This is a genomic window from Acinetobacter sp. YH12049 (assembly GCF_013419875.1).
Lineage (GTDB): Bacteria > Pseudomonadota > Gammaproteobacteria > Pseudomonadales > Moraxellaceae > Acinetobacter > Acinetobacter amyesii.
Window position 1 is genome coordinate 1 of sequence record NZ_VOZH01000054.1, and the last position, 13,218, is coordinate 13,218.

Below are 13,218 nucleotides of genomic sequence, written 5' to 3' on the forward strand. Positions count from 1 at the left end.
TCGCAAGAGATACGATGGATGTCTGATTATTTGTAGTCATAAATTTAAGTCCCCACTTGTTTTTAAGTGGGGACTAAATTAAGGCTTATAGGATGAATTCATAAGGTGTGTTCAGCGGACGCTTACGATTTGCCTAAGCCAAGTAGGTGAAATCGAACGATAAGTCCTAAAACGTCAAAAAAATAACGTGAAATTTAAACATAAATTGACAAACTTTGCCTTCTTTTTTGTTTTGGGCATAAAAATGGGCCGTATATCACGACCCATTTTAATTAATGCGAAGATTTAGTTATTACGTCCCATCACACCACGAATCGTATTCAGTACATCCGCAGGTAAAACCACAGTTTTGGCATTATTAGATTTAGCCATATCTTGCATGGCTTTAACGTATTGTTCACCCAGTAAGTAAGCAACTGGAATTTCTTTATCGCCGACGGCTGAACTCACCATTTCAATTGCACGCTGTGAAGATTCTGCCAGTACAACTTGAGCTTCTGCATCACGACGAGAGGCTTCTAAACGACCATCTGCTTCCAAAATAGCCGCTTGTTTTTCACCGTCTGCCTTGGTCACTGTCGCACGACGTTGACGTTCAGCGGCCGCTTGCTCTTCCATCGCAGCTTGCATGGTATGAGAAGGTTTAATATCTTGAATTTCTACAGTTTTAAGCGTAATTCCCCAGTCAGAGATATCGTCAGAAATAGCAGCTTTAAGTTTAGCCTTAATATGATCACGCGATGACAGTGCATCATCGAGGTCCATTTCACCGACAATTGAACGTAAAGAGGTTTGAACTAAGTTTTGAATCGCCCATGTGTAGTTTTCAATACCGTAAACTGCTTTTTCAGGTGTGGTTAAATTGATATAAGCCACAGCATTCATCAGCAGTACCGCGTTGTCACGTGTGATCACTTCCTGAGAGGGGATATCTAAGACGATATCTTTGGTTGTGACTTTATAAGCCACTTCATCGACATACGGAATCACAAAGTTCAGTCCCGGATTGAGCGTGGTATGGTATTTACCTAAACGCTGAACAATCCATTTATAACCTTGGGGAACAATACGAACACCTTTAAAAATGGTGACGGCTACAAAAACTAAGAGCGCTAAAAAAACAATAGAAACACCAGACATGTCATTTCTCACTTATTTATGGATTGTCAGCGGGGTGGTTGCTGCTGTGCAGTTGGACGACTAAATCATTGCCTAAAATATCGGTCACGCGAACGCGATCACCGACTTGAAGTGCATCTTGGGTACGGCAATGCCATTCGTCTGAACCTAAAACAGGCATTGGGAAGCGAACTTTTACGCTGCCATGATTGAGCTGGGTTTGAATCACCATACCCACTTGGCCAATCGTCGCTTCACGGGACAGACCTGCTTTGGTTTTATCGATGGATAAAGGCTTAATAAATTTGAACCACAAAAATGTGCAGAGCACGGCAAAAATAATCCAAACCACAATTTGGACATTAAAGTTCATGGATGGAAAGATCCAATATAAGATCCCAACCAAAATTGCAGAAACGCCAAACCAGAGCGCAGCAAAAGACGGCAAAATTAGTTCAAAAAGCATCAAAGCGACGCCCAATACAAACCAGTGCCAAGGTTCTAAAATAAATTCCATACATCTACTCTTATATAAGGGTGAATTGATATAGATGAACCAGTATCTATATCAATGTAGCAGATGTATAACTCAATGAATATAAAAAAAATCGTTGAATTATATTTTCGCTTTTGGTGCAGGTTTAAAGGCCGCAGGGGACTGTTTAAAGTTGTCGATCGCCTTAATAATGCTATTCACTTTAAGCTGTGCCGCTTTTTCACCTTCTAAAATCGTCGCATTGCTCGACTTCAAATCGAGTGTGCCAATATGTCCCACTTTCGGTTGAATCACGAAATTGGCATTTTTCAGTTCTTCATTAATACTTTGTTGTCCCATTATGTTAATGGTTTGATCGAGTAAACCAAACATGCTTACGGCTTTGCTACCGTCAGGACGCACAGAAATATCAACCGCAATCACGATATCTGCACCCATATCACGTGCCGTTTTCACTGGAATCGGGCTGACTAAACCACCATCGACATATTTCACCCCTGCAATGGTTGCAGGTACAAATACATTTGGAATGCTGCACGATGCACGTACCGCTTGGCCTGCATTACCACGGTTAAATTCAGTTTTACTGCCATTATCCAAACGGGTGGCTACAGCAGCAAAGCGTTTTGGAAATTGTTCAATCGATTTATTGCCGACGTTTTTATTAACAAAGTCTTGCAGTTTTTGCCCTTGAATAATGCCTTGGCTATTTAAGGTTAAGTCACGAATATCGGACTCTTTAAAGTTCAGGGCCAATTGCTGCATTTGATAAGGTGTTTTACCGCTGGCGTACAAGCTACCGACAAAACTACCCGCACTGGTCCCAGTCACAATTTTAGGTTTAATACCGTGCGATTCGAGCACTTTAAGCACACCAATATGAGCAAAACCTTTGGCACCGCCACCACCGAGCGCAATCGCGATCACCGGTTCACGTGCTTTGGCAGGTGTAGGTGTCGTGGTTGCAGGCGTTTTGGTTGCGGAATCACAGCCAGCGAGTGCCAATACGAAGAGGCTAGGAATCAGGTAATGCAAAAGTTTCATGGGTGAAATCTGATGGTTAAATATACAAAGTGCACATCACATCAAAAAAATAGCCATTTGACTAGGGCTTTTTCCAGTGCTTTTGTAACGGCAAGGCCAACCATTCGGGATTTTTCGGGGAAAATTTCCCGTCATATATCTTCAAAATTTTTTCGAGATCAGTTTCAAAATCTCCACTCGGTTCAAAAACACCCAAGCAATGAATGGTTTTCTTTGCATAATCAAAGCTAAACATCACGATAGGAATCTGTGCTTCATAGGCAATATAGTAAAAACCACTCCTGATTTTATCGGCTTTTTTTCGTGTTCCCTCAGGTGCCATTCCAATCCAAATTTGATCTGTCGCTTGGACAATCTCAGCAATTTCACGTGTCAGTCCATGTGGATTTTCACGCTGCACAGGGATCACGCCGACCCAATCTAAAAGTGGCTTTAAGGGAGTATCGAAAAGGGTGTTTTTGCCAAAAATGGTTATTTTTATCCCGATCCCAAGCAAGGCGAGAAAACCGTGCCATGCATCTATATTAGAAGTATGTGGAGAAATGATTGCCACAGCTTTGGCAAGGTTGGGAAATTCGCCGTCAAATTTCCATCCTTGTGCCAAAAAAAGTTTTTTAAAAATAGCGCGGCTCAGGGGGGAGCCGCGTGATGGAACTTGATCGGGCAAAACTGGAAATAATTGAGTCTTTTGATTCATTGCATATTCTTATATAGGTGAAATCCATTTTCGACGTGATGCACTTTAAAAATACGGCATCAGTATTGACCTTTATCTTAGGTCGATGATTTTTTTAGATCATTGGCAAAATAGCCGTATTTTGACTACTCTAAATGTAACTTCAGCGCATTCAACATTTAGGAACTTATGATCCAGCTTCGTCAGCTCTATCTTTTACTGTTTTCCTTATATTGGGCGCAAGGGTTACCTGTCGGTTTTATGACGCATGCTTTACCAGTGATTTTAAGAGCGCAAGGTGTATCTTTGGCGCATATTGGTGGTTTTGGATTACTCATGCTGCCATGGTCGATCAAAGTTTTCTGGGCACCGTGGATTGATCGGCATGGTTCAAGGTCCAAAGGGCACTATCGGAGTTGGATTATTCCAATGCAGTTGTTGTCCGTGGTGGTCTTGGTCTTCCTGTCTTTTTTGCCGATCCAAAGCTTGAATGAACCGATGTATTTGCTGCTATTTTTTGTGGCTTTACTCAGTATGAATTTGGTCGGTGCAACTCAAGATGTCGCAACCGATGGCTTGGCTGTCAATATTTTAAAAACTGACCAACAGCACTGGGGCAATACTTTTCAGGTGATTGGTTCCAGACTCGGCTTTATCGTGGGCGGTGGTGCTGTACTTTGGGCCTTGGATTGGTTGGATTGGCAAGCCACCTTTCTGTTTTTAGCGGCATTGGTGTTCATGAATACGATTCCTATTTTTCTCTATCGAGAACCTTCAAAGCCACAGCTCAATATAAAATCCTCTCAAGAGCATGATAACAACCATAAACATACTTCAGGCTTGTTCTACGCCATTCGCCAGTATCTGACTTATTTTACTCAAACTAAAACTCTCACACTGTGGTTGATGATTTTATTGAGTTTTAAGCTTGCAGATGGTCTAGCAGGACCCTTACTTAAGCCACTGATGGTCGATTTAGGATTGAGTTTTAGTCAAATTGGTCTGTATGTCACCATGCTGGGTGCAGTGGCTGCTTTAATTGGGGCGGGGCTTGCAGGTCTTAGCTTGAAGTATATTTCTCGGGCGCAGGCCTTGGTTTTCTATTCGGTATTGAAAATATTCAGTTTATTGGCCTATGCATGGCTGGCTTTGCAGTTCGAGGCAAAACGGCCCGTACATGAATGGCTGATCTATGGGATCAATGCTGCCGAAGACATGATTTCAGCCATGCTGCTCGTGATCATGCTGACTTTGGTGATGCAATATAGTCGTAAAGCATTTGCAGCAACGGACTTTACATTTCAGGTTGCCATTATGGCGACGGTGAGTGGGGGACTGTATAGCATCAGTGGCATAGTGGCCGATCAGTTGGGGTATAGCACTTATTTATTTTGGATCGCAGGTTTGGCTGCATTGAGCTTAGTCCCGATTCTATTTTGGGGAAAAGCATCAAAAAATGACCAAAATCACTTCTAAATCATGATTTTGGTTGTTTTTTATCAGCTAAAGCACTAAAAGAGCAATGCAAATATTATTTTAATAATTTTGTAATATGTTTCGCGTGTGTAATATCTGTTACAAAATAATTTAAGGAAAATTTTTGATGAAAACTAAGTTAGCAGCGGCTATCGCATTGAGCCTTTTGGCTGGGTCAACCTTTGCAGCACCAACCTTCTACGGTGAAATTGATGCGTCTGTTGATTATTTACCTGAAGATAATAAAACGGGTGTTTCAGATAAAGATGTCGTTGAAATCAGTTCAAACAGTTCTTTCTTGGGTTTAAAGGGCGATGAAAAACTGACTGACCGTTTAAGCGCAGTTTATGCAATTGAATGGGCATTTAACTCAGACGGCGAAGGCGATGACTGGTCTAAGCGTAACCGCTTCGTTGGTTTGAAAGATGCGAAACTTGGTACATTGAAAGTAGGTGCACACGATACACCATTAAAACAATTGTCTAGTCCGGTTGATACATTCAACAACTACGTGGGTAACCGTGCTGATGTTACAGGCATCATGACGGGTGAAAACCGTGTAGATAACGTTGTTGTCTATGAATCACCAGCATTTAAAATTGCTGAAGGTGCAATTAAAGTTAATGCATTGCTTGCAACAGGTGAATCTTCAGGAATTAAGAGCGACAAAGGTGTAGTAAAAACTGCAGGTCGTGGTCTTGGCGATGCTTGGTCGGCGTCTGTTGTCTATGACAGCCCTGTTGTTGTTGCAGGTTTAGCCTATGACAAAGCCATTCCATCGAACTTTAGTGGTGTAGGGATCTTAAATGCTGAAAGTCCTGAAGTTGCAGTTACAAAAGCATTTGCTGCTGCAAATACCGTTCGTGCGATTGGTCGTGTAAATCTTGAGGGTGGTTTGGCACTCAAAGCACTGTATCAAACATCAGAGGTTGAGGCTGCTAAAGGTAATGATGTTGCAGCAGCAAATATTGATGATGCTCAAGGTTGGTTAGTCGGTGCAGAATACAATCTACCTTCTGCAAAAGCTTGGACAGTAAAAGCACAATATAGTCAAAATACTACGACCTATAAAGTGGGTGAGGATTACGAAGCTCAGCAATTCATTGCAGGTGCGGATTATGCATTTAGCAAACAAGTGAAAGCTTATGGTTATGCAGGTTACTTAGCACTTGAAAAAGGTTCGAATGAAAGTGAACAACCTGTTCTAGGTACAGGTCTAGAATTTAAATTCTAAAACTTTGATTTAAGTTGTTCAAAAGGCGATGTTTTACATCGCCTTTTTTGATTTTTCTTGCTTGGTTTTGATCAGTTTTAAGTGATTTTTAAGTTTGAATTTTTAGATTAGGGCATCAAAGATCAATAATTGATGCCAATATGCTTCAGGTCATAGCTAAAATACAGCAAAAAATTCCAAGACTTAGTTTAAGTCAATTTAACCTCGTGCTTGCCTTATGGCTTGGGGTGGTTTTGAACCTCGCGTTTTATCAGCAAATCCAGCAGCTCACACCTTATACGGGATTGAAGGCCGGACTATTTTTAGCGGCAACCGTACTGGTGGTGGTGGCACTTTATAATGTGCTGATGCAACTCCTGCAATGGCGATGGAATTCAAAACTTTTGGCGAGTGTTTTGCTGATCATTGGTGGCTTGAGTGCCTATTTCGTCAATAGTTTAGGTGTGACCATTACATCTGACCAAGTACAGAACATGATGCAAACAGATGTAAAGGAAGTACAGGATTTAATCTCGCCACAATTTTTTATCTGGGTCTTTGGACTGGTTATTTTGCCAGTGCTATTGATCTGGCTTTTGCCACTGCATAAAGAAGCCTTTAGCACAGTTGTTGCCAAAAAAGGTTTACATATAGTGCTGTCGCTCATTCTCATGAGTGCTTTACTGTTTGTTTATTTTGTCGATTATGCTGCGATCTTTCGTGAGCATCGTGACTTAAAAGGCAAGCTCTCACCACAAAACAGTATCGCTTCGACATTTTCCTATTATCACAAAAAAGCACCGAAACAGAATTTGCCATTGCGGATCTATGGTGAAGATGCACATATGGTTGAAAACGTAAGCGCCAAAAGCTTACCAAAATTGATGGTCTTGGTGGTCGGTGAAACTGCGCGCGCGGAAAGTTTTTCACTGAATGGTTATGCTAAAAATACCAATCCTGAACTCAGTCAGCAAAATATTATCAATTTTAGCCAAGTCAGCTCATGTGGCACCGCAACCGCTGTGTCTGTTCCTTGTATGTTCTCGGGTATGCCGAGAACCGAATATGACGAACAGCTTGCAAGTCATCGCGAAGGTTTACTCGATATTGCACAGCGTGCAGGCTATAAGGTGACGTGGCTAGATAATAATTCAGGCTGTAAGGGCACATGCACACGTGTTGAAAAATATGAATTTCCTGAAGCGCTGAAGAAAAAGTGGTGTGATGCCGATGGCGAATGTCATGATGAAATCTTAGTGGATGGTTTGAAGGCATATTTGGCTTCGATCCCCAAAGCAGATCAGACACCTCGTTTAATTGTATTACACCAAATGGGCAGTCATGGCCCTGCTTATTTCAAACGAAGTACCGCAGCGTTTCAAAAATTTAAGCCAACCTGTAATAGCAATGCCATACAGGGATGTAGCTCGACAGAATTAATAAATAGTTATGACAACAGTATTATCTATACCGACCATGTGCTGAGTGAATTGATTAACACCTTAAAAGTGACTAACAACTATCAAACAGGACTGTGGTATTTGTCCGATCATGGTGAGTCGACAGGTGAGCATGGTTTGTATTTACACGGTTCTCCATACGCAATTGCACCGTCACAGCAAACCCATGTGCCGATGTTGATGTGGTTTTCACCGGCTTGGCAAAAAAATAATTCAGCGCAATATACTTGTTTAATGGCACAAAAAAGCCAAAAATTAAGTCAGGATAATCTATTTCCATCGCTATTGAGTTTGCTCGATGTGCAGACTCAAGTGATTGATGAAAAAAACAATATGTTGCAACAATGTACTTCAGTACAGCGTAGGACTTAAGCCATGCACAAAATACTTATTATTGAAGATGATTTCATGATTGCCGAATCGACCAAAACTTTGTTGAACTATCAACAGTTTGAAGTCGAGTGGGTGAATAATGGCATCGATGGCTTAAAGCTCATAATGCAAGGGGGAATTGATATCGTCTTGCTGGATCTAGGTTTGCCGATGATGGATGGTATGCAAGTCCTGAAACAAATTCGTCAAATGCAGCCTAAATTGCCAGTGTTAATCATCTCGGCACGTGATCAATTACAAAATCGTGTAGATGGTTTAAACCATGGGGCAGATGACTATCTGATCAAGCCTTATGAGTTTGATGAATTACTTGCACGGATTCATGCGCTTCTTCGACGCACAGGGCTGAGTTCAGTCGAAGCACCGCAGAAAATTTTAAAACATGGTGAATTGATTTTAGATATCGAACAGCATCTTGCACGCTATAAGGGGCAATATGTCGATTTATCTAACCGTGAATGGGCCATATTGATTCCACTAGTGACACATCCGAATAAGATTTTTTCGAAAGCCAATTTAGAAGATAAGCTTTATGATTTTGATAGTGATATCAGCAGTAATACCATAGAAGTGTATGTGCATCATCTCAGAACAAAATTAGACAAAGATTTTATTCGCACCATTCGTGGTTTAGGTTATCGACTCGGTTAAGGCAAAGGAATTATCAACCATGCAGCAGCCTTATTCTCTGAAAAAGAGACTAATTATTTATGTGTCTGTTTTCAGTATGCTTTTGGGCTGTCTTTTGGTGTTTTCAGCTTATCGAATTGCACTTGAAGAAATTAATGAAATTTTAGATGCGCAAATGCAAAATTTGGCGGAACGTGTTGCAGAGCATGATCCGCAGCCTATTCGTAGCGAATTTGATCAACATAAGCGTTATCACGAAGAAGATTTATTTGTCGATGTATGGACTTATCAATCCAATGCGCATCAAACCCATCAATTAAAATTATTGGTCGCGCCTCAGCCCAAAGCCGGTTTTTATACCCACAGAACCCAACAGGATGAGTGGCATACCTATATTTTGCCACTCGCAGATCGGCAAATTCAGGTCAGTCAGCAAGAATCGGTTCGACAGCATCTTGCTGCTGAATTGGCTAGTAGTATGTTTATTCCCTATTTGGTTTTTATACCTTTTGCATTAATCGCTTTGGGATGGTTGATTCAACGCAGCTTAAACCCACTGGAAAAATTTAAAAAAGAACTGGCAAAAAGGGATGCCTTTGAACTTTCTCCAATCTCTCAAATGCCGTATCCAGAGGAAATTGCACCAACCATTATTGAAATGAACCAGTTGTTTGAACGAATTTCATTGTCGCAGCAGGAACAGCGCCAGTTTATTGCTGACGCAGCGCATGAGTTACGGACCCCGATTACCGCACTGAATTTGCAAATGCAGATTTTGCTACAAAAATTTCCACAAGATGACGCTCTACAAAATTTGAGTAAAGGTTTAATTCGTATTCAGCATTTGGTCAGTCAATTATTGAGTTTGGCAAAACAAGATGCCTCGGTCTTTGAACTTGAGCGCAAACAACATTTTGATCTTAAGCAAGTCGCAACCAATTGCGTGGAGCAACTGGTGCATTTGGCGATGCAAAAAGATATTGACCTTGGCATGGAGCGACAACAGCGCATTGCCTTATATAGTCTTGAGCCAACCGTACATTCAATCATTTTTAATTTGATTGATAACGCCATCAAATATACCCCTGCACAGGGCATGATTAATGTCTCCGTCTTTGAACATGCGGGGCAGGCGGTTGTACAGGTTGAAGATAGCGGGCCTGGTATCGACCCTGCTTTATATGAGCAAATTCGTAAACGCTTTTATCGAATTTATAATCATGAAGAAACTGGAAGTGGTTTAGGGCTAGCGATCGTGGATAAAGCCGCAAAACATATCGGTGCGGAATTGGAATTTTCTAAAAGTGAAACACTAGGTGGTCTGAAAGTGAGTTTACAGATCCCATTCAGTGAATCATGAGTGACTCAATCATTTTCGGATCAAGCTCAATTTAGATACTTAAAGATTAGATCCATGTAAATGCTTTGCTGTTTTGCTGCGTAGTTGATGTAGTGAGATGGCGAGAAAACAACACATACATGACACAATTAAATGCCCAAATGATCCATGCGGTCCAAAGGTTATGACTGAGAAAATGCGCACCCCGCATCATTTGCGCCCAGCCAAAAGCAAAGCCTAAAATCAGCCCTGCAGATAAAAAGAAGTACGCACGGGCAGGTCGATGTATTCGATAAACAAAATATCCTGTGATTAGGGCAAAACCAGTCGCAGCATGGCCACCGGGAAAACAGTGTCCTTGGCGTGCTGAAAAATCCCAAGAAAAGCCGTGGGCTGTAGCGACAGTCATATTCCAAGGGCAAGCATGTGCAGATTGTGATTTGAGCAACCCAATGATTGCCGTGCTGAGTAGAGCCACCACGATAAAATAGCCAAATTCAAACTTGCGAGCTTTCAGATATGGATATTTAAAACTGCATATCCATGCTGCGATATAGAGAACATACACACCTATGACGATATTCTTGATATAGCGATGGTTCAACACAGCAAGTGCCCAATCATTACGATGAGGAAAACCACCATGTAGGTCGACCCAAGGCTGAATAAAAGCTTGGTCGAGCGAACCACCGACGGGGAAAACATAAAGGAGGCCAACCAAACTGAGTGTGAGCAGCAGGGCTTTTCGTAATAAAAAGGAGCGGTTCGAGAGCATAAGTCGTGTGATGTGCTGAAATTATTTTGTTTGAATGCTGCTATTTGAAACCACAAAACTTAAATCAGACTTAATCGGCTATTTGAACTGTATTGATATCGATAGTGAAGAAGGTGCATAAAGCAAAACGGGCATTGTGTTAAAGTTTTTGAAAACTCAGTAATAAAGATTTATGAGCATACGTGCAGTCCTTTTTGATTTAGATAATACTTTGACTCATCGAGATCACAGCGTTCAGGCCTATACGCAGTATTTAGCCGTGTCTTATCAGTCGACGCTGGTGGAGGTAGACCTTGTACAGATTAAACGTATTATTAATCGTATAGATAATGGGGGATATCCGAAAAAAGAACTCCTTACTCATCCGAGTATTGGGGCATCTGTCGCTTATGCTCTACAAACGGAGCTGGATTGGATACATCAACCCGATTTTGATGAGCTCACACAATTTTGGTTTCAGCACTTTGGTCAGTTCGCCGTGGCGATGCCGGGAGCATTGACCTTGCTGCAGCAACTAAAACAGCAGCAGTATAAACTGGCGGTGGTGTCGAATGGTGGACATGCCACACGCCTGAATATTTTGAATGGACTAGGTTTTGCATCGTATTTTGATCAGATCATCAGCTCGGAAAGTGCAGGGATCAGTAAGCCCAAAGTTGAAATATTTCAGCACAGTTGTCGTGAGTTGGGCGTGACAGAAACCGAGTGTTTATTTATTGGTGATCATCCTGTCAATGATATTTATGGTGCGAGCCAAGCAGGGATGTCTGCCGTTTTGCTTGAAGGCTTTCATACTTTAAGTGCTGAACAACAGCACAGCATTCCGAATAAAATTCAGCATTTGGATCAGGTCTTAGATTTTCTAAAATAAGGTGATTTAAACTCAAGCTTTAAGCGAAGTTCAGGGTAAAAAAAAGCGACATAAATGCCGCTTTAGATTGTGTTGTTTAGAACATGTTTTCTTCAGAGTTTGCCGAAATACGGTGAATACTTAAGTCTGCACCACGGAATTCTTCTTCTTGATCTAGGCGGATACCCATTACAGCTTTTAATGTACCGTAAACGATAAATCCACCAATTAGTGCGATCGCAATGGCTAAGAATGTACCAATAATTTGCGACATCATTGAAATACCACCTAAGCCACCTAACCATTTTTGCCCAAATAAGCCTACAGCTAGGCCACCAAAAGCTCCACAGACACCATGTAGTGGCCAAACGCCAAGTACATCATCGACTTTGAGTTTGTTTTGAGTGTATGTAAATAGTTTGACAAAGATCAGACCTGCGATAGCGCCGATAATCAACGCACCGACAGGATGAACCACGTCAGAACCTGCACAAATAGCGACTAAACCTGCTAATGGGCCGTTGTGAAGGAAGCCCGGGTCATTTTTACCCATGAAGTTTGCCGCCAATGTGCCACCGACCATCGCCATGAGAGAGTTAATCGCAACCAGTCCTGAAATGGCATCCAAACGTTGAGCACTCATTACGTTGAAGCCAAACCAACCGACAATGAGAATCCAAGAACCGAGTGCCAAAAAAGGAATACTTGAAGGTGGATGCGCACTGATACGGCCATCTTTTTTGTAACGACCATGACGCGCACCGAGTAAAAGTACTGCAGCTAAAGCGATCCAACCGCCCATGGCATGTACCACGACCGAACCTGCAAAGTCATGAAAGGCTGCGCCAAATGTACGTTCTAACCAAGCTTGTAATCCAAAATTACCATTCCATGCCATGCCTTCAAAGAATGGATAGACCAAAGCGACCAATAATAATGTGGCAATCGCTTGAGTCCGCATTTTTGCACGTTCAGCAATACCACCTGAAATAATCGCTGGAATGGCTGCGGCAAAAGTCAGCAGGAAGAAACAACGCATTAAGTTGTAGCCATGATCGGCGGCTAAAGTGTCCCCAATATGGAAAAAATGCTGACCATAAGAGATGTAATAACCCACAAAAAAGTATGCAATTGCGGAAATAGAAAAGTCAGTCAAAATTTTACTCAGCGCATTGACCTGATTTTTATGTCGTACTGTACCTAATTCTAAAAATGCAAAGCCTGCATGCATGGCAAGAACCAAGACTGCACCAAGAAGGAGAAAGAGGAGATCTATATTTTGCATAAGGTGTTCCAGTTTAGTGCGCTAGTTCACGAAAAGAACTTCAGTATATCGAGCGAAAAAAAATGGAAAAGAGATTGGCGCTAGGGAAATTTTGATTAAAAAAACTTAAAAATACATAAGACTCGATATAAAGCAAAGACTTGCATGGGTGTGATAACAATGCATTAAAACAGTGCAAATGTGATTTTCAATGAGAAAATTAAATGAATGATTATTAAGTGAAAAACTATGTTTTTTGAATCTGTTTAAAAAATGAAAAACAAATAGCGCCATTTCTGAGTTAATTCAGGGCAATTCATTATTTTGTATTTTTATCAAATGGAGCGTAAAACTCTGTCCTTCAGGTCAGAGATATAAGCGACACGACATGAAGTGTCGTTTGATTTAACTAAGGACTATTTTCCTTGAGTTTTGATTGTTAATATAAGTACATGAAAACCCTTAAATTACGTATAAAAGACA

At 41.3% G+C, this 13,218-nt stretch carries 12 protein-coding genes; 6 read left to right on the forward strand and 6 right to left on the reverse strand.

Translation table 11 applies throughout. From position 1 onward, the window contains the following. Nucleotides 1-285: 285 nt before the first annotated feature. The 4 genes from FTU05_RS15840 to FTU05_RS15855 all read right to left on the reverse strand — a co-directional run bounded on the left by FTU05_RS15840 (nt 286) and on the right by FTU05_RS15855 (nt 3,356). The gene (locus tag FTU05_RS15840) at nt 286-1,140 is read right to left on the reverse strand and encodes an SPFH domain-containing protein (RefSeq protein WP_078189969.1); all 855 of its coding nucleotides are present in this window, start codon (nt 1,138-1,140) and stop codon (nt 286-288) included. Nucleotides 1,141-1,156: 16 nt separating this feature from the next. Further along, the gene (locus tag FTU05_RS15845; protein ID WP_180165991.1) at nt 1,157-1,636 is read right to left on the reverse strand and encodes an NfeD family protein; all 480 of its coding nucleotides are present in this window, start codon (nt 1,634-1,636) and stop codon (nt 1,157-1,159) included. Nucleotides 1,637-1,735: 99 nt separating this feature from the next. Next, entirely contained in the window at nt 1,736-2,659 is a 924-nt protein-coding gene (locus FTU05_RS15850; RefSeq protein ID WP_180165993.1) for a patatin-like phospholipase family protein, read from the reverse strand. A gap of 61 nt (nt 2,660-2,720) precedes the next feature. Further along, on the reverse strand, nt 2,721-3,356 hold the full coding sequence (locus FTU05_RS15855) for a 1-acyl-sn-glycerol-3-phosphate acyltransferase (RefSeq protein ID WP_180077292.1): 636 nt from the start codon (nt 3,354-3,356) through the stop codon (nt 2,721-2,723). Between the two features lie 168 nt (nt 3,357-3,524). Between FTU05_RS15855 and FTU05_RS15860 the strand changes: the two genes are divergently transcribed. From FTU05_RS15860 to FTU05_RS15880, 5 genes are all read left to right on the forward strand, one after another. Continuing rightward, the gene (locus FTU05_RS15860) at nt 3,525-4,811 is read left to right on the forward strand and encodes an MFS transporter (RefSeq protein ID WP_180107083.1); all 1,287 of its coding nucleotides are present in this window, start codon (nt 3,525-3,527) and stop codon (nt 4,809-4,811) included. Nucleotides 4,812-4,938: 127 nt separating this feature from the next. Next, a complete protein-coding gene (locus FTU05_RS15865; protein WP_180165995.1) occupies nt 4,939-6,045 on the forward strand; it encodes a porin in 1,107 nt (368 codons plus the stop codon). Between the two features lie 140 nt (nt 6,046-6,185). Next, nucleotides 6,186-7,856, forward strand: a complete 1,671-nt coding sequence (locus FTU05_RS15870; protein ID WP_180165997.1) for a phosphoethanolamine transferase — start codon at nt 6,186-6,188, stop codon at nt 7,854-7,856. 3 nt (nt 7,857-7,859) lie between these two features. Then, nucleotides 7,860-8,528 carry a response regulator transcription factor gene (locus FTU05_RS15875; RefSeq protein WP_078189962.1) on the forward strand — a complete coding sequence of 223 codons (669 nt, stop codon included), beginning with the start codon at nt 7,860-7,862 and terminating at the stop codon, nt 8,526-8,528. A 19-nt stretch (nt 8,529-8,547) separates the two neighbouring features. Next, the gene (locus FTU05_RS15880) at nt 8,548-9,867 is read left to right on the forward strand and encodes an ATP-binding protein (protein ID WP_180165999.1); all 1,320 of its coding nucleotides are present in this window, start codon (nt 8,548-8,550) and stop codon (nt 9,865-9,867) included. Between the two features lie 46 nt (nt 9,868-9,913). On the opposite strand, the gene FTU05_RS15885 is transcribed toward FTU05_RS15880, so the two are convergent. Continuing rightward, a complete protein-coding gene (locus FTU05_RS15885; protein WP_180166001.1) occupies nt 9,914-10,621 on the reverse strand; it encodes a phosphatase PAP2 family protein in 708 nt (235 codons plus the stop codon). A 172-nt stretch (nt 10,622-10,793) separates the two neighbouring features. Between FTU05_RS15885 and FTU05_RS15890 the strand changes: the two genes are divergently transcribed. Then, nucleotides 10,794-11,492 carry an HAD family hydrolase gene (locus FTU05_RS15890; protein ID WP_180166003.1) on the forward strand — a complete coding sequence of 233 codons (699 nt, stop codon included), beginning with the start codon at nt 10,794-10,796 and terminating at the stop codon, nt 11,490-11,492. A gap of 76 nt (nt 11,493-11,568) precedes the next feature. Here the strand turns inward: FTU05_RS15890 and FTU05_RS15895 are convergent, their stop codons facing one another. Further along, nucleotides 11,569-12,756, reverse strand: a complete 1,188-nt coding sequence (locus FTU05_RS15895) for an ammonium transporter (RefSeq protein WP_180166005.1) — start codon at nt 12,754-12,756, stop codon at nt 11,569-11,571. Nucleotides 12,757-13,218: the final 462 nt, after the last annotated feature.